The organism is Bacteroidales bacterium (assembly GCA_023228145.1).
Taxonomy (GTDB): domain Bacteria; phylum Bacteroidota; class Bacteroidia; order Bacteroidales; family CAIWKO01; genus CAIWKO01.
In genome coordinates, this window is sequence record JALOBU010000019.1 from 20,098 (window position 1) to 37,845 (window position 17,748).

The following is a 17,748-nucleotide window of genomic DNA, read 5'->3' on the forward strand; positions in this document are numbered from 1 at the left end:
AAATCTGATATGCCCTCTGCATATTTTATATTATTAATTATCAAAAATTGATTTAATTTCCTTTATTGCAGGATAAGATATTAATACCGCCCGTCTTTTTCCATGAAAAACAAAAAAACTTCCTGCTGCTACAGCAGAAGCACCTCCATCATTCACAGTCTGTTTCATGTGTTCTACACTTCCCGCACCGCCTAATGCAATCAGTGGGATAGAAATACTTCCTGAAATCCTTTGAATTAGTTGTATGTCGTAACCCTGCATTGTGCCATCCATATCAATTGAGTTAACCAACAATTCCCCTGCGCCCATTTGCTCGGCAAGTCGGGCAAACTCCACAGGGTCTTTTCCCGTATTATCCTTCCCTCCATTGATATAAATACTGTATTTACCAAAAATATTCTTTTTAACATCTATCGAAACCACTATTGTAGAGCTTCCAAAAATATCAGCGGTTTTTTTAATAAACGAGGGTTCTTTTACAGCATATGAATTTATTGAAATCTTTTCTACACCACACTTGATTATCTCGCGAATATGTTCAATGCTATTGATCCCCCCCCCGAAACATAAAGGCATAAAACATTCGCTTGCAATATTTTTAATGAGTTCAAAAGGAGGATTCTCATTTTTCCGGCTGGCGTCAATATCCAGAAAAATCAATTCATCCACTTCCTTTTCGTTGAAAATCCTTACAGCATTGATAGGGTCGCCGACATAGGTGGACTCTTTAAATTTCACTGTTTTGACAAGGCCTTTGTCTCTCAGTAACAATACTGGTATCACTCTGCTGATAATCATTATCGTTTTGTGCTGATTATGCCTGTTTTCATTTTTTTAAAGGTTCGCAAAATTACGTAAAAGTCTCATACCATATTTATGACTTTTTTCAGGATGAAACTGAGTGCCAAAAATGTTTTCTTTTTCAAGCGACGAACAAAATTCAATACCATGGCTCGTCGTGGCCAGAATGTCGCTGTTGTCAACAGGCTCAATATAGTATGAATGTACAAAATAGAATTTGGGGGTTTCATACATTTCCTTAAATAATATACTCTCCTTTTGCTGATTAACATAATTCCATCCCATATGCGGCACTTTTAAATTAGAGTCTTCGGGGAATCTGAATCTTTTAGTTCTGCCTTTAATCCACGAAAAACCCTGTTCAATGCCTTCTTCGCTTGATGTGGTCAGCAGTTGCATACCAAGACATATTCCAAGCACCGGTACTTTCTGTTCAAGAACTTTGAAATTTAAAATATTTATCAGTTCCAGTTCCTGAAGGTTTTTCACTCCTGTATCATATGATCCGACACCGGGGAGTATTAGCTTGGCTGCATCTTCAATTTTCTTTCTATCAGAGCTTATCTCTGCTTTTGCTCCTATTTTACGTAACATATTGAGTATTGAACCCAGATTTCCGACTTTATAATCAACAATAATTATCATAATACCAATTAATAATATTAATGTTATACGCAACCATTAAGTGCCTGACTTAATTATTTTAGGGCCTTTTGCCAGTGAATACGATATGACTAGGTAGATTATATACATTACTGAATAAGAAACTGAATAACACCAGAGGCAAACTTTTACGCTGTTGAAATATATGCCTGCAAAAAACGAAGTCAGCGTTGTCAGAAAAAGACAAACTTGCCAAATCATGTCATAATACTGTTTTTCGGCAATAAAGAACATATAGCTCAAAGGGCTGGCAATAAGACGAAAAAAAAACAAAAGAGCCATGATTCTTGCAAATTCGCCTGCCAGTTCCCATTCTGCGCCAAAAATAATTCTGAAAAGTACGGGAGCAAAAATAAAAGTTATTAGTGTAGGTATAGATGAAGCTACGACAAGAGTTTTAAAAGTTTTTATATAAACACTTTTGCAATTTCCGTATTTTATATAGTCGCTGCTGGCTCTTTGTTTAAATACATCCAGAACTGCCTTGCCGATAAGTGTTACCGGAGCATTCATTATCCTATCCATAAAAAAATAGTTCCCCAGAATGTTCGGCACGAAATATTTCCCCAAAGCTAAGATGGGGACCTGATTTGTAAACACATTAATAAGATCACCCGGCAATGAAAACATCGGGAAGTTTTTATACCTTTTAAATTGTTTAGTAACATTCTTCCATCTGATGTTTTTAATCAGCAAAAAATCATCTTTAAAAGTCCTGAATGCAAGAATAAAAGCTGCACAAACACGCCCGGCAATTTCGCCCAGTATCAGCCCGAGTGATTTCATAAGAGCCGCGCCAAAGCCTATCTGGGCACCTGTCATTAAAGCATACTGCGAAATACGGCTGACGGCAAGAGTTTTGTAATGGGCTTTGCGATTTTGCCAATAATTAAATGAACTGTAAACTCCTATTGTAAAAACTGATAATGGAATAAGAAATAACCACGATGAGTTATCAATTTTTTTATTTGTTATGATTTCCAAAAAACTCATCCCAAAAAAAATCATGCTTAAAAACAGCAAGCAACTTATCAAAAAAGCAATTATCACACTCAATGCAACAATAGCCAGAGAATTGTTTTCATCTTTTGGCAAAATAATGGCGTACTCATAACGCAAAGTTGCGATACTCCCAAAAATAGAAATAATGGACATATACGTTGCAAAAGAAGCGAAATCATCAGGGACAAAAATACGGGAGATAACCGGTGAAAAAAATAATGGAATTAGTTGGGCAATTACTGTGCCTGTCATCAGGGTAAGAACATCCCTGATATAATCAGAGCGCGTTAGGAATGTTTTTATTTTGTTTTGTAAAGATTTAAACATCACAGCAGCTTGACTTTTTGTAATTCTTCATCATAAATTGTATCAAAAATATCAGTATAATAATACCACCATTCATCAGATTGGTAAGTATTCCAGTTGCTGAAAAGCCGTATAAAACGATGAATATAAGTCCAAAAAAACCCGGATTCATTTTTGCCTTTGTAACATAATTTAAAATTATAACAGCTATTAACAGGCTTGCCAGGACTCCGATGCTCCCATAATTCATAAAACCATCTCCAATAATGCCGCTTCCAGCATTATTTGCGGGATTTTTAAGGTATGCCCCCCCTATCACATACGAAGGCTGAATATCGTAAGGGTTATCTACAAAGTCTTTAAAAATACTGTGCGATAAATACATATGGTTGTTGTCGAAAAAGTCGAAATAAAAAATGTCCATCAATGGCGGATCCAAAATAGTCCTTCTGATAAGCATGTCTGCAATAAATGTATGTTCCGAATAAAAAAACAGATACAAACCAGTAATCATTAATAAAACAACTGCTGCCAAAAACATAAAAACTTTCTTGTAATAACTTTTAAATAAATAAAAAAACAAGATTACAAACAATGAAAAAAACAAAGATTTATGTGCCCCAGAGATCATAAATATAAATAACAGAGCAACGATATTGATTGCAACAAGAGCGACATTTTTTCTGATTAACCCATATATAAGCAACACCGGAATAATAACTTTGCACAACCAGAACACTGAATACCCGGAAAGAATATTATCAACAGCCCTTGCTTTCATACGACTTTCATAAATGTTTTCCATGAACAGGAGATTATAATCAAGGGAAGTTCCAAAAGTGCGTATGATGGGTATCAGTAAAATAAGCAGCAAAATTAATAGTATAACAATGCCTTGTTTTGTACTAATTTTTATTGTTTTCACATTGGTTCGATAAAAAGAAAGAAATAGAAAACCTAAATCAAATACAACAACAGAAATCAAAATCCTGATATCCGCATCCATTTTTGAAAATAAAACCAATGCAGGTATAAGAAACATGAATTTGATAATCGAAGATGTGGCAAATACTATGGGTTTTAATGGTAGCAAAAGCATGACAACAATTAAAAAAACAAATACTACCAGGGAAAGATAAACATTAACAGGAGCACCAACCAATCTGAAACCCATGTATTCATACCTTAAAAAAATAAATTCTTTGTAAACTGCCAGTATAAACAGAAATATTAAGGTTAATAAAATTGCGGTTCCGTATTTATATACCATGTTGGAGGTAAGTTGCATGCAATCTTTATCTTGACAGTATTAATATAATATTTGCAAAAGTATAATTTTTCATATTATTCCATATGACTAAAATATTATGAGATATCTAATGCAGTATGAATTAATTGATTAACATTTCAAGCAAATTGTAGAAGGGTTTTGTAAAGTATTTCAGCTTGTTTTTCGGCTTCTGAAATGTCCATATAGTTAGTTTTCAATTGCATAATGCGCGGCTGAAGATACCCAGCTACAGGACAGAGTTCATTGTCATACCTTTGCCAAACACCCTTATAATGCTGTACTTCTTCTTTGAAAAAAGGCTCATTAAATGCGAGTTGCCATGCTCCATAAAACCCGTTTCCTCCATTTTTAATAAATGCATCCCTGAATTGAAACCACTGCATTTCTGGCACATTGCTCTTGAATACCATTGCATAAGTCCAATAGGTATGCTCTTTTTCTACACTAACAAGTTGAGGATAAATCATATCAGAATTTTTTACAGCATCATCATAAAAGGCTGCTGTTTTTTTACGTAAATCTATCAGTTCATCCATGCGCTGAACCTGGGCTAAAGCCACAGCTGCACATAATTCAGGCATTCTGTAATTAAAACCATAACTAAAATGGCGAAAATACTGAGGTGATTGTTTAAATGTTCCGGAATCTGAAATGTTGCTACCCATTCCCGTATCAAAACCCAAATTATGAAAACGGTGTGCTTTGCCCGCAAGTTCATCGTCATTAGTTGTCAATATGCCGCCTTCTCCCGCTGTGAGTTGTTTGCTGCTTCCAAAACTGTACACAGAAAAATGACCGTAATCGCCTGAAGATTTATCTTTATATTTTGCTTTTACACATTGTGCATTGTCTTCGATGAGAAAAAGGTTATTTTTATTGCATACAGGTATAATTTCATCGTAATCGGATGGCAAACCATACAACGAAACACTAATTACAGCTTTCGTCTTTGGAGTTATTAATTTGCTGACAGAACCAGCATCTATGGTAAAAGTGTCAGGCTTAACATCAGCAAAAACAGGTATTGAGCTATTACATAAAACAGCCATGGCAGGGCTTGACATGCTCAATGCAGGAAGTACCACCTCATCGCCGGGTTCCACCCCGCAAGCAGCCAGAGCCGTATGAATTGCAGAAGTGCAGTTGCTATGGGTAATAGCATGCTTCACTCCTTTTATACTGGCAAATTCCTTTTCAAGCCTCGTGGTAAAAATACTCTTCTTTGACAATGAAAATTCATTGCTAAGAACTTCATCCACATACTTTTTTTCCAATGCCGTTATTCTTTTCATAAAAGTTTCCCGTACTTATGATTGCAAATGTAATAAATTATGATTTTCTTTGAATTCAAAAACAAAAAGATGAAAATCTTCCTTATCGGTTTTATGGGTTCGGGAAAAACTGTTACTGGCCGTCTGCTGGCAGATAAGCTTACATACAATTTTTACGACACGGATGAAATGCTGGAAAAGCAATTCCTTTGCAGCATATATGATTGCTTTGATAAATACGGAGAAGATACTTTTCGCAAAGCTGAACACAAACTGCTGCTTCAACTTATTGCAAGCAACGAAAATGCAGTTATAGCCTGCGGAGGCGGTTTGGCTTGCCACCAAAATAACATGGGGATCATGAACCGTAAAGGAATTACTGTGTATTTAAAATATAGCCAAAATATATTGTACAAACGGATTGAAAACACAAAACATATCCGCCCCCTCCTGACAAAGCAGAGTGATTTAAAAGTTTTTGTCAGTAATTTACTTTCAGAACGCAGTAAATACTACGAAAAAGCAAAATATGTAATTGAAGCAGGAGAAAATGAAACAGTAGATGAAATCGTAAAAAAAATATTGAAACGCATGAAAGGGAATTTTGATGGAGAATAAAACGAAAGCCTTACTGATTGGAGCGAGCGGGCTGACCGGAAGCCACTGCCTGAATTTGCTGCTGGAGGATAATTACTTTCAGGAAGTGGAAATATGGTGCAGGAAACCTACAGGCGTTAAACATAAAAAACTTACTGAAACCATCATAAATTTTGAAAAACTATCCGATATTAATATAAATGCTCAGCTTGTTTTCTGTTGTTTGGGTACTACAATAAAAAAGGCCGGGACTAAAGAAAATTTCTTTAAAACAGACCACGATTATGTTATTGACTTAGCAAAAAATACCCGGCAAAAAGCTGCCGAAAAATTCATTTACATTTCATCAATCGGGGCCAACGCCAAATCGTCTAACTTTTATCTCAAAACCAAAGGACAGGTTGAGAAAGACCTGAAAACGGTTTTTACTGAAGGCTTATTTATTTTACGCCCCTCTATGCTGATGGGAAAAAGAAAAGAATTCCGTTTTGGTGAATCCATCGGTAAAGCTGTGATGTCAGTTTTAAAGTATTTCATGTTGAGGGAGTTGAATAAATACCGCGGCATAAATGCAAAAAATGTCGCTGAAGCAATGTTGATACTTTCAAAAAAAGAAGCTAAAGGAATAAGCATCATGGAATCAGATGAGATAATGAAATTAGTTCATCAAAACAAAGATAAAATATGACAATATGATACCCTGTTAATCAAAACTTGTTATTAACACGATATGAAAAAAATATTTCTTTTATATGTTTCACTGTTCTTGGAAATTACTTTTATAAGCACTCATACTTTCGCATAACATCATGACGACGATAAAATCAATGCAGTAAAACAGAAGCAATGGATTAAGGGAACAGCTAAGAAAATGAAAAAATTTATACCTGACAATACAACAAAAATTATTTTGCCTGAGATTGACGAATATGAAGAATATTTCAGAATTTCGTACCGTCTAAATACAAAAGGGTGTATAAATTTCGGAGATAACTCATGGATTTTCATGGAATCTAATTCAAGCCATATCAATACGTCTTTTGGTGATAATACTCTGGCAATGGATAATCAAAAAATAAATTTTACTAACAAAGGCCATGTATGCGGAGGTATCATATATTTTCAATGTCTGAAAAAAAAGGAAATAAAAAATACGGCTGATTTTTTTACCAATTTCACTAGCGATATTGACTCTGTCAGATGGAAAGCTGTTAAAATAAAATAGTTAAAAAGGCGCTACACACTTATGAAAGATAAACTTCGGCAAAAGATAAGGGGCTTATTCCGCAACCATTTCGGAGAAACACCTGCACAAATTATAACCTTGACGGCTTCTGGCTCAAACAGGCAATACTTCAGGGTATCTTCTTCCAAACATACAGCAATAGCTGCCTTTAACGAAGATACAAGGGAAAACAAAGCTTTTTGTGAATTTACTGCCGCCTTTAAAAAGGCAGGGCTGAATGTGCCTAAAGTGTTGCTGCGAAGTACAGAATATGATTGCTATCTTTTAAAAGATCTGGGAGATGAAACACTCTTTTCATACCTTGAAAAAAATCGCAAGCAAGGCTTTGACGAAACTGTTATTTTTATTTATCAGCAGGTTTTGAAACAATTACTCCGTTTCCAGATTGATGCTGCTGCAACACTTGATTATTCATTATGTTACCCGCGTGCCTCCTTCGACAGGCAATCCATGATGTGGGACATGAATTATTTCAAGTATTATTTTCTGAAACTCGCCAATATCCCTTTTAATGAACAAAAGCTGGAAGACGACTTTAATCTTTTTGCTGATTTCCTGTTACAAGCCCATAATGAATATTTTATGTACCGCGATTTCCAGTCGCGCAACATCATGCTTCATAAAGAGAAGCTATTTTTTATTGATTATCAGGGAGGCAGAAAAGGTGCGCTGCAGTATGATGTTGCTTCGCTGCTTTATGATGCCAAAGCAGATATCCCTCAAAAAGCTAGAGAAAATTTGCTGGATTTTTACATTGAAGAGTTGAAGAAAAAAATTAGTATAGATGAGCAAAAATTCCGTGAATATTTTTACGGATTTGTGCTGATTCGTATCATGCAGGCAATGGGAGCATACGGGTTTCGTGGATATTACGAAAAAAAAGCACATTTTCTCAAAAGCATTCCCTATGCAGTAGAAAACCTGAAATGGCTCATCAATAATAGCGAATTACCTGTCAAACTTCCGGCACTGATGAATGTGTTTACTGGCATCATCGGCTCTGAAAAACTTAATGCATACAAAGCAGGCAAAACAGATGTTCTTACCGTTCAGGTTACAAGCTTCTCATATAAATCCGGGTACCCCGCCGATATCAGCGGTAACGGCGGAGGTTTTGTGTTCGACTGCCGCGCTCTGCCTAACCCCGGAAGGTATGAAGAATTAAAAGAACTTACAGGCAATGACAAAGCTGTGATAACTTATCTGGAACAGAAGCCCGAAATTGAATCCTTCTTTGAATTTACCAGACTTGTAGTATGCCAGTCGGTGGAGAATTATCTCTCGAGGGGCTTTACATCACTTACTGTAAGTTACGGATGCACCGGCGGGCAACACCGTTCGGTTTACTTTGCCGAACGCCTTGCGAAATACCTCAAAGACAACTACCCGCTTGAAGTTGTTTTGAAACACAACGCACAAATCACAGGAACATGAAAGCAATGATATTAGCAGCCGGAATGGGAACACGCCTCGGGAAACTGACCACAGAGAAACCGAAAGCGTTGGTGGAAGTGAACGGCAAACCCATGCTTGTACATGCTTTGGAGTACCTGAAATCATCCGGGATAAAAGAAATAGTCATCAATATACATCATTTTGGCGAACAGATAATAGATTTTTTAAATCAAAAAAATAATTTCGGAATTCATATTACTGTTTCTGATGAACGAAACGAACTGCTTGACACCGGCGGCGGGCTTATGAAAGCTTCATGGTTCTTCGATGACGGGAACCCTTTTCTTGTGTATAATGTGGATATCCTTACCAAAACCGATATCACCAAGCTACTGCAACATCATAAGAAAAATAAAGCATTGGCCACACTGGTTGTAAAAAAACGGGAGACCTCCCGCTTTTTTCTGGTTGATGATAAAAACTTACTTTGCGGTTGGGTTAATAAAAGAACGGATGAAAAAATAATTACAAGGAAATCCAAATCATTTGCTGAAGTGGCATTCAGTGGCATACAGATAATAGACCCTGCCATATTTCAACTCTGTAAAAAAAATGGTAGGTTCTCCCTGCCACAAATGTACCTTGAACTGGCTTCGCATTTTAAGATTGTTGTATATTATGATGAGGCACTTTGGTATGATCTGGGAAAGCCTGAAAACATTGCTAAAGCGGAAAATAAGTTTTTTATTATTTAATAGCACAACAGGATATATTAATATTTATGCTATCTTTACATTAAAATCAAATTATTTTTTATTATGAGCGAAGAAATCAACAAAGAAAATTCCGAAAAAAAAGAAGAAGGTTTCTGGGATAAGCTTAAAGACAAAGCAGAAGATGCCTGGGAGGACGTAAAAGAAGGCGCTGAAAAAATAAGTGAAAAAGCGGAAGTTATTTTTGACAAAGCCGAAGATAAAGCTGAGGAATTATGGGATAAAACTAAGGATAAAACGGCCGACCTTCTTGATAAAACCAAAGATAAAATTGAAGGCGCGTCAGATAAGTTAAAAGGCAAAAAAAACAAACCCGAACCTCCCAAACCGGCCAGCGAAGCGGGAAAGCCACATGGAACCTAAAAATTAAGTATTCAAACTACTTCTGTTAGTATGGCCTCGCTAAATAATCGAACACTATAATTATAATGTGATTAAAACATTACAGGGGCGTTAGCTCAGCTGGAAGAGCGCCAGGTTCGCAATCTGGAGATCACGGGTTCGATCCCCGTACGCTCCACGAAGTGGAGAAGACACAGGCAACGCAAGCTGCCGTTTTTTATTAAAAAACAAAAAAAATAATTTTCCTTTTTAGAGATATGACAACGCAACTCACTTATCCTGTTTCAAAAATTATTCCCCATGTCATAAAACAAAACTTGAATTTTAGATTATTAAAATCTCAAACAATTTAGGAATATAATGAACCAACGACAAGTGCGAAAGGATGCGGGCAGAATCTGCCTGTCCCGCACACAAAGTGTCGGGGGGTAACCCAGACATAGGAAATCTTACATTTTAAACTTTATAAAATGTTAGATTTTTTTAGTCGATTCGTCATTACAATATTCTGGTTTACTTATGCTTATATGATTAATTTTCTAATAACATTCATTAGAAATAAATTTTAAATGACGAATTTGTGTTCAACAAAGCAAGATATTTCGTATCCGAAGGCCTGAAATTATCACAATCCAGAAAAGGATTAATAAAACTATAACCTCCAACACGTATTTCCATGAAACTATGATTTTCTTTTAATAACTCAAAACATACATGAAAATCGTCCCTGCCCAAAACCAACAATAATCCCTATCAAAATAAAAAAAATTTGATTTTTTTGTTATTCAATTTCTTTTGATTTTGTTTTTGTAGTGTTTTATTTTTTTCAGGTAATTTATTTTTTATAATTTTTTTTAAAATTTTACTTATTAAAATTAAATCTTTTAAGTAATTTAAATTTCTTTTGTTAATTTGCACCCATAAGTTGAACTAAATATCGATTATTATGACTATAATTAAAAACATTTTAACCATTAACCCTGGCTCAACATCAACTAAAATAGCTGTTTATGCCTCAAGCACTCAGTTATTTCTGAAAAACATTAAACATGCTACTGAAGAACTTGAAAAATTTGAAAAAATTTCGGACCAGTACGAATATAGAAAAAATATCATCGTAAAGGAGCTTAAGTTAGCCAAAATAGATTTGCAGTCTATCCATATTATTGTCGGGCGCGGAGGACTTGTAAAGCCGATTCCATCAGGAATTTACGAAGTTAATGAAACCATGAAAAATGATTTAATGGCAGGAGGTTCCCGACAACATGCCAGCAACCTGGGAGGGCTTATCGCTGATGACCTTGCCAAGATGATACCCGGTGCAAAGGCATACATCTCAGACCCTGTTGTTGTTGACGAATTAGATGACGTAGCACGTATTAGCGGACATCCTGAATTTAAAAGGATATCCATTTTTCACGCATTAAACCAAAAAGCTATTGGAAGAATGTATGCAAAAGATACAGGAATGAAATACAAAGACCTTAACCTAATTGTGGTTCATATGGGTGGTGGTATCAGCGTTGGCGCCCATAAAAAAGGCCGTGTGGTTGATGTAAACCAGGCCTTAGACGGAGAAGGCCCTTTTTCACCGGAACGTAGCGGAACCTTACCGGCAGGAGACCTAGTGAGGCTTTGTTTTAGCGGAAAATATTCTCAACCGGAAATATTGAAAATGATAACCGGCAAAGGCGGCTTTGTCGCATACCTTGGAACAAATAACGCTTATGATGTTGAGCAGCGTGTGAACGCTGGCGACCAGCAAGCCAAAGAGATACAGGAAGCTATGGCTTACCAGATTGCCAAAGAAATAGGTAGTATGGCTGTAGCACTAAACTGTGATATTGACGCTATTCTTCTGACAGGAGGCGTTGCATACAACAAAGATATAGTAGATTATATCACACAAAAAGTTAAAAAAATTGCTCCTGTTGCTGCCTATCCCGGAGAAGATGAGATGCACGCCCTGGCCATGAACGGCCTGATGCTTTCGAATGGCGATATTACCGCCATGGAATATAAATGATCATAACGACTAATCATTTTTAATAACTCTGTTGGAGAAAATCGAAAAGCCGGGCTAACAGTCCGGTTATTTTTATTGAAAAATAGTAACTTTACAAACAATTCCTTTATTTTTGATGTATGAAACAATATCATGAACTCTTAGATAAAGTATTAAAAACGGGAGTCTCCAAAGCCGACAGGACGGGCACAGGAACTTTAAGCATTTTCGGGTACCAGATGCGCTTTGATTTAGAAGAAGGCTTCCCTGTGCTTACTACAAAAAAACTGCACCTGCGTTCGATAATTCATGAACTGCTCTGGTTTTTAAAAGGCGACACCAACATTGAATATCTCCACGAAAATAAAGTTACTATCTGGGATGAGTGGGCGGATGAAAACGGCGACTTAGGCCCGGTTTACGGTAAACAATGGCGTTCGTGGCAGAATGCAGAAGGAAAAACCATTGACCAGATTTCCGAACTGATACACATGATAAAAACCAACCCCAATTCGCGCCGCTTGATTGTCAACGCGTGGAATGTGGGGGATTTGGAGAAAATGGCGCTCCCCCCCTGCCATATTTTGTTTCAGTTTTATGTTGCGGGAGGCAAACTCTCCTGCCAGCTTTACCAGCGAAGCGCAGATATTTTTCTGGGCGTCCCTTTTAACATTGCTTCCTACGCTTTATTTACCATGATGATAGCTCAGGCCTGCGGGCTGAAAGCAAAAGAATTTATTCATACCCTGGGAGACGCACACCTTTACAACAATCACCTGGAACAGGCACGGCTTCAGCTTACCCGCGACATCCGCAAATTACCTGTGATGAAAATTAATACGGAAGTAAATGATATTTTTAAATTCAGGTATGAGGATTTTGAACTGCAGGACTACGACCCTCACCCGCATATAAAAGCGGATGTAGCTGTTTAAGTGAACACATTTTTTACCACATAGGCACATAGGACACATAGAAACACAAAGAAAAAAAATGCAAGGAAAGAAACAAATATCCATTATTGTTGCAATCGACGATAATTACGGCATTGGTAAAGATAACAAACTGCTCTGCCACCTGACAAACGACCTGAAAAGATTTAAGCAGATCACATCAGGCAGTACGGTAGTGATGGGTAAAAACACATATTTCTCATTACCAAAGAGGCCTCTGCCAAATCGGAAAAACATAGTCATTTCTGATGATACCAACGACCATTTTGAAGGCTGTACCACTGTGTATTCTATTGATGAAGCTATAGAAAAAATGGATACTGACAAGGAAAATTTCATTATGGGAGGCGCAAGTATTTACAGGCAATTTTTCCCATTTGCTGATAAATTATACATAACAAAGATTCACGCTGCATTTGATGCTGACACTTTTTTCCCTAAAATATCACAAGATGAATGGGCGCTGATTGATGGAAGCGAAACATACACAGACCCTAATAACAATCGGAATTACAGTTATCTTATCTTCCACAGAAAATGAAAAAACTTTTTATTGTTTTTTTAATATTCTCAGCATTGTGCTCTTGCAAAAAAAAAGGTATGGAAGACCAGTTTGACATGAATCACGTAAACAGTTTTATTCATATTGAAAACTGTTCAAATGATATTTTTAAAACATTTTTATTTGCTTTGCAAAGCATGCAGGACAGTCTATTTCATCCCGGCGACAGTAATAATTTGCGCTTAAACGAAAACTGCCTTGAGGTTTCTTTGCAGCCCTTTGACACGAACACGTGGCCTAAAACATTAACTATCCATTTTTTCGAGAGTTTCTACCAGTGTAACGACGGTATTACCAAACATGGAACCCTTTCGGTGCTGGTGCCTGCTCCCTTGTTCCAACTTAACACAAAATATATCATTTCTTTCAGTAACTTTTACAGCAGCTGGGGGCCTGTTGACGGGACGAAAACCATCACAATCAGCATAGTAAGCAACAATAATATCAGCTTTAATGATACCACAACATTTTATATTGCTGACACACCCGGCACCATGCAATGGCTTTCATCGCGCAATATTTCATGGGTAATGGGTGTTGATACCAAAAACAATATTTACGATGATTTGTTCATATACACCGGAAAGGGAGAATATACCGCACTTGATGGAGACCATACGGCAGATATGGTTGAATTTAACGCTAATGTCATCAGTGCTTTACAATTCACAAATTGGTGTTACTGGATAGGTAGCGGAAAAGCAGAGGTTATGCCTGAAAAACTTTCTGCCAGAACAATAACATTCTTAGATAGTTGCACAAACCGGGTGAAGGTTACCCTGGATAATGTGGATGAGTATGTAAACTTTTAGGTCTTCTGCTTTTTCTTCTTAGCAGCCGGAAACAGCACATTATTCAGGATAAGCCTGTAGCCGGGAGAACTTGTATAAAGATTTAATTCTGTAGGAGGGTCATAAACGAAGTGCTGATAATCTTCAGGGTCATGGCCTCCGAGAAAAGTCCACATGCCTTTGCCATAATCACCATGTAAGTATTTTACTTCTTCAAGCGATTTGTTTTCTCCCATAATCAGCACACTGGGTTTGACATATTTTTTGCTGAAAGCTGTGCTTTGCCCCATAAAAGCCCTTATGATTTTTTCGTGGTTCTGGCAAAGCATGGTCGGCACAGGGTCCCATTTGGCAGAAAATTCAAACAAAGTGAAAAAATCGTTCTGAGATAATACTTTTCTGGTCAGGGAAACATCAATATTTGAAATTTCATATTGATAAGGGTTTGTAACTATGGTAAAATCGGTAAAAGCAAAACATCTGGAGTAATCAAGCTTCTGCTGTGCTTTCGTGTCAATAGGGTCCCCATCGAACATCACGTCGCAAATATCAACGCCTTCTGCGGCCAACGCAATATCGTAACTGTCGGGCGCCGAACACATTGAAAATAAGTAGCCTCCACCGGCTACAAAATCACGTATCTTTTTTGCCACCGCCAGCTTAAGTTGTGAAACTTTTGTGTAGCCGAGTTTTTTGGCGGTTTCTTCCTGCAGGCGTTGGTCTTCCCTGTACCAGGAGGCATTTTTGTAATTCGCCCAGAATTTCCCGTACTGCCCTGTGAAATCTTCATGATGCATGTGCAGCCAGTCATATACAGGTAAAACGCCCTGAAGGACTTCTTCATCGTAAACCACCTCATAAGGTATTTCCGAATAAGTAAGCGCCAAAGTAACTGCGTCATCCCAGGGCAGCTTGTTTTTGGGTGAATAAACGGCAATTTTTGGGGCTTTGACAAGTTTTACTTCATCCATATTTACTTCCGGGTCAGCAATTTCCATAAGAATCACCGAGGCCTGCACATCAGAAATCACCTCAAAAGAAACTCCACGAAGGTTACATTCCTTCTGAAAAGCATCAATATATTTTGTCATAAAACTACCACCGCGATAATTCAGCAGCCAGCTTACCTCAACTTCTTTCTGTACAATCCAATAAGCTATGCCATAAGCCTTCAGATGGTTTGTCTGCGACTCATCCATTGGGATAAGAATATAAGCACCGAAAGCCGGTTTAAGGGAAATGGCTATAATGCAAATAATTAAAAACTTTATGAATCTCATCCTGTGAAACTAAAACTTATTTTGTATAACGAATTTGACTTACAAGTATTATGCAATAGAGGGTTGAATTCTATATGAAATTTTAAAAAATTTTCAAAATTCTTTAAAACGGGGTTTCTTCATTATCGTTATCAACAGCTTTTTTTTCCGTTTTTTTATTCATCTTCGATTGTACGATTTTTGTGGTGCCGGGGTAAAAGTTTTCATTAGCAGGAATATCAACATCGTCATATCCTGTATGGCCTTCAAAATCTGAAAACTTCCCTATTTCACGCTTAAAGCGTAATTTTACTTCTCCAGGCTGCCCGTTGCGGTGTTTGGCAAGTATGATTTCCGCCAGGCCTCGTGTCGGAGTTTGCTCCGAATCATCAAAAATGTCAATTTTGTAATATTCGGGGCGGTAAATAAACATGACAAGGTCGGCATCCTGCTCAATGGCGCCCGATTCACGAAGGTCAGACAATATAGGCCTTTTGGAACCTGGACGTTTTTCTACTTCACGGCTGAGCTGCGACAATGCAATAATCGGGATGTTCAGTTCTTTGGCCAGCCCTTTCAAAGCCCTTGAGATGCTGCTTATTTCCTGTTCACGCATGCCTCCCCGGGTTTCTATGCTTGCCGACATCAGTTGCAGGTAGTCAACAATAATTAACTGAACATTATGCTGGGCAACCAGCCTGCGAGATTTAGCTCTTAACTCAAATACAGATAAGGCAGGGGTATCGTCAATAAATATCTGTGCATTTTCAAGCTTCTTAATGCGGTAATTCAATTGTTCCCATTCATGGTCTTCAAGATTTCCACGCCTCAGACGATCTGACGGGAGTTCTGTTTCCAGCGAAATCAGTCGCATCACCAACTGTATGGCCGACATTTCAAGCGAGAAAAAAGCTACTGGTTTTTCCCAGTCAATGGAAGCATTGCGCGCCAGGCTGAGCACAAAAGCCGTTTTACCCATGGAGGGGCGACCTGCAAGAATTATCAGGTCCGACTTTTGCCAACCTGCAGTGAGCTTGTCCAATTCATAAAAACCTGATGGGACACCTAAGGTAGAAACACTATTTTTTTCGCTGGCCTCTTTGGCAGTTTCAATTTCCTTGATAGCTTCTTTCAGAATAGAATGCATGTCGGAATATTTTCTGCGAAGATGGGTGTCGCTTACATTGAACAAATTTCTTTCGGCCTTGTCGAGCAACTCAAAAACATCTGTAGTGTCTTCAAAGGCATCGGAGCTTATTTCGGATGAAATACGTATTAATTCTCTTTGAATAAACTTTTGAAGCAAAATTCTGGAGTGGTATTCGATATTTGCTGAAGAAGCCACGCTGGAGGTAAGCTGAGCAACATAATAAGGTCCTCCGGCAACCTCAAGCAAACCTATAGTTTTAAGTTCATTGGTTACGGTAAGTATATCTACCGGTTGCGATTTGTTAAACAAATTATAAATGGCTTCAAAAATAAATTTATGAGAGTCTTTATAAAACACTTCCGGTTTTAGGATTTCTATCACATTCGCCAGGGCATCTTTTTCAAGCATCATAGCCCCAAGAACCACTTCCTCAAGCTCCACAGCCTGAGGAGGAATCTTACCATATTGCAAAAAAGATTGCTCAGAAATAACAGGTGCAACAGGTTTTTTCTTTTTTTCTACCATATTAAAAAATTACTTTCCAAAAATAAGCTAATAAGAGCCTTGATGGTTAAGATTTGTTAGAAAAATTTATTAACATAAGTTTTTTTGGTAAAAATTTTTGAAGTGACTGAAGAAAAATGATTCATCAATCAACAAATACAGGGGCAGAGCCCCAAGATATTTTTAAATCTAAAAACTACTCTGAAATTAATAGTGCAAAGCACCGTAACATAACATGTATTATATAATAAAACACCTGCACACTACCCAATGATTTAACGCAATGATATTGACGTGCTTCGCACCAAAAATTTATCACTTAAACCCGGATAAGTATTTTATAAAAAAAATTCATGGATATAGAAAACTGATTTTATTAACCAACTGCAAGTACAATTATGTCAGCACATCAAAAAAAGATATGCCTCCTCGACACCATCATTGTGAACATGCAACAGGAACTAAACACGAATTACGAAAGCTTCAATGCCAACCAGGCAAAAATGTCAGAATTGGTAAAAGAAACCAAAACCAAAGAGCTGCAGGATTTGCAGGGCAGGATACGCAGTTTTCAGACATCTGCCAGGAAGACCTTTAAAAAAATATTCAGAACTGTTGCAGCCAATCATTGACAAAGCTAGAAGCGCCATTGAAAAAGTGGCAAAAGACAATGGCTATAGCCTGATTCTTTATTCCAGAGAAGGAATATTGCTCTATGCTACCCCTTCTGAAGATATTTTACCGCTGGAAAAAAAAGAATTGGGAATCAAATAATCTTATCTTTTTACATACTTTTTTTTCTTTATCTGAGTTTTATAATTTGATTTCTATACCTAT

At 37.2% G+C, this 17,748-nt stretch carries 19 protein-coding genes and 1 tRNA gene; 13 read left to right on the forward strand and 7 right to left on the reverse strand.

From position 1 onward, the window contains the following. Positions 1–33: 33 nt before the first annotated feature. From M0R16_09755 to M0R16_09775, 5 genes are all read right to left on the reverse strand, one after another. Complete coding sequence (locus tag M0R16_09755; protein MCK9613166.1) at positions 34–798, reverse strand: AglZ/HisF2 family acetamidino modification protein; 765 nt, start codon at positions 796–798, stop codon at positions 34–36. 36 nt (positions 799–834) lie between these two features. Further along, a complete protein-coding gene (hisH, locus tag M0R16_09760; GenBank protein ID MCK9613167.1) occupies positions 835–1,446 on the reverse strand; it encodes an imidazole glycerol phosphate synthase subunit HisH in 612 nt (203 codons plus the stop codon). Between the two features lie 36 nt (positions 1,447–1,482). Further along, on the reverse strand, positions 1,483–2,793 hold the full coding sequence (locus tag M0R16_09765; protein MCK9613168.1) for an oligosaccharide flippase family protein: 1,311 nt from the start codon (positions 2,791–2,793) through the stop codon (positions 1,483–1,485). Further along, the gene (locus M0R16_09770) at positions 2,786–4,060 is read right to left on the reverse strand and encodes a hypothetical protein (GenBank protein ID MCK9613169.1); all 1,275 of its coding nucleotides are present in this window, start codon (positions 4,058–4,060) and stop codon (positions 2,786–2,788) included. Before M0R16_09770 ends, M0R16_09765 begins: the two co-directional genes overlap by 8 nt. Before the next feature lie 119 nt (positions 4,061–4,179). Continuing rightward, positions 4,180–5,355, reverse strand: a complete 1,176-nt coding sequence (locus tag M0R16_09775; GenBank protein ID MCK9613170.1) for a DegT/DnrJ/EryC1/StrS family aminotransferase — start codon at positions 5,353–5,355, stop codon at positions 4,180–4,182. A gap of 69 nt (positions 5,356–5,424) precedes the next feature. Here M0R16_09775 and M0R16_09780 point away from each other — a divergent pair, with 69 nt between their 5' ends. The 11 genes from M0R16_09780 to M0R16_09830 all read left to right on the forward strand — a co-directional run bounded on the left by M0R16_09780 (position 5,425) and on the right by M0R16_09830 (position 14,019). Further along, positions 5,425–5,952 (forward strand): shikimate kinase, encoded by a 528-nt coding sequence (locus tag M0R16_09780; GenBank protein ID MCK9613171.1) that lies wholly within the window; start codon positions 5,425–5,427, stop codon positions 5,950–5,952. After that, positions 5,942–6,619, forward strand: coding sequence for an NAD(P)H-binding protein (locus M0R16_09785; GenBank protein MCK9613172.1), 678 nt, complete (start codon positions 5,942–5,944; stop codon positions 6,617–6,619). The genes M0R16_09780 and M0R16_09785 overlap by 11 nt, the downstream gene beginning before the upstream one ends. A gap of 183 nt (positions 6,620–6,802) precedes the next feature. Next, positions 6,803–7,156 carry a hypothetical protein gene (locus M0R16_09790; protein MCK9613173.1) on the forward strand — a complete coding sequence of 118 codons (354 nt, stop codon included), beginning with the start codon at positions 6,803–6,805 and terminating at the stop codon, positions 7,154–7,156. Between the two features lie 21 nt (positions 7,157–7,177). Next, positions 7,178–8,611: a phosphotransferase gene (locus M0R16_09795; GenBank protein MCK9613174.1), complete on the forward strand. Its 1,434-nt coding sequence runs from the start codon at positions 7,178–7,180 to the stop codon at positions 8,609–8,611. After that, positions 8,608–9,327, forward strand: a complete 720-nt coding sequence (locus M0R16_09800) for a nucleotidyltransferase family protein (GenBank protein MCK9613175.1) — start codon at positions 8,608–8,610, stop codon at positions 9,325–9,327. Before M0R16_09795 ends, M0R16_09800 begins: the two co-directional genes overlap by 4 nt. Positions 9,328–9,390: 63 nt before the next feature. Further along, positions 9,391–9,708, forward strand: a complete 318-nt coding sequence (locus M0R16_09805; GenBank protein ID MCK9613176.1) for a hypothetical protein — start codon at positions 9,391–9,393, stop codon at positions 9,706–9,708. An 84-nt stretch (positions 9,709–9,792) separates the two neighbouring features. Next, positions 9,793–9,865: transfer RNA gene (locus tag M0R16_09810), tRNA-Ala, on the forward strand. Between the two features lie 774 nt (positions 9,866–10,639). Next, on the forward strand, positions 10,640–11,713 hold the full coding sequence (buk, locus tag M0R16_09815; protein ID MCK9613177.1) for a butyrate kinase: 1,074 nt from the start codon (positions 10,640–10,642) through the stop codon (positions 11,711–11,713). 119 nt (positions 11,714–11,832) lie between these two features. Continuing rightward, a complete protein-coding gene (locus M0R16_09820; GenBank protein MCK9613178.1) occupies positions 11,833–12,627 on the forward strand; it encodes a thymidylate synthase in 795 nt (264 codons plus the stop codon). A 58-nt stretch (positions 12,628–12,685) separates the two neighbouring features. Beyond that, positions 12,686–13,186, forward strand: coding sequence for a dihydrofolate reductase (locus tag M0R16_09825; protein ID MCK9613179.1), 501 nt, complete (start codon positions 12,686–12,688; stop codon positions 13,184–13,186). A gap of 59 nt (positions 13,187–13,245) precedes the next feature. After that, the gene (locus M0R16_09830) at positions 13,246–14,019 is read left to right on the forward strand and encodes a hypothetical protein (protein MCK9613180.1); all 774 of its coding nucleotides are present in this window, start codon (positions 13,246–13,248) and stop codon (positions 14,017–14,019) included. Here the strand turns inward: M0R16_09830 and M0R16_09835 are convergent. Together M0R16_09835 and dnaB are read right to left on the reverse strand one after the other, a co-directional pair. Beyond that, positions 14,016–15,278 (reverse strand): asparagine synthetase B, encoded by a 1,263-nt coding sequence (locus M0R16_09835; protein ID MCK9613181.1) that lies wholly within the window; start codon positions 15,276–15,278, stop codon positions 14,016–14,018. The two genes, M0R16_09830 and M0R16_09835, sit on opposite strands and share 4 nt — an antisense overlap. Before the next feature lie 103 nt (positions 15,279–15,381). After that, positions 15,382–16,932 (reverse strand): replicative DNA helicase, encoded by a 1,551-nt coding sequence (gene dnaB, locus M0R16_09840; GenBank protein ID MCK9613182.1) that lies wholly within the window; start codon positions 16,930–16,932, stop codon positions 15,382–15,384. A gap of 377 nt (positions 16,933–17,309) precedes the next feature. Between dnaB and M0R16_09845 the strand changes: the two genes are divergently transcribed. Both M0R16_09845 and M0R16_09850 read left to right on the forward strand, forming a co-directional pair. Beyond that, the gene (locus tag M0R16_09845; protein ID MCK9613183.1) at positions 17,310–17,543 is read left to right on the forward strand and encodes a hypothetical protein; all 234 of its coding nucleotides are present in this window, start codon (positions 17,310–17,312) and stop codon (positions 17,541–17,543) included. After that, positions 17,527–17,685, forward strand: coding sequence for an OmpH family outer membrane protein (locus tag M0R16_09850; protein MCK9613184.1), 159 nt, complete (start codon positions 17,527–17,529; stop codon positions 17,683–17,685). The genes M0R16_09845 and M0R16_09850 overlap by 17 nt, the downstream gene beginning before the upstream one ends. The last annotated feature ends 63 nt before the right edge of the window (positions 17,686–17,748 follow it).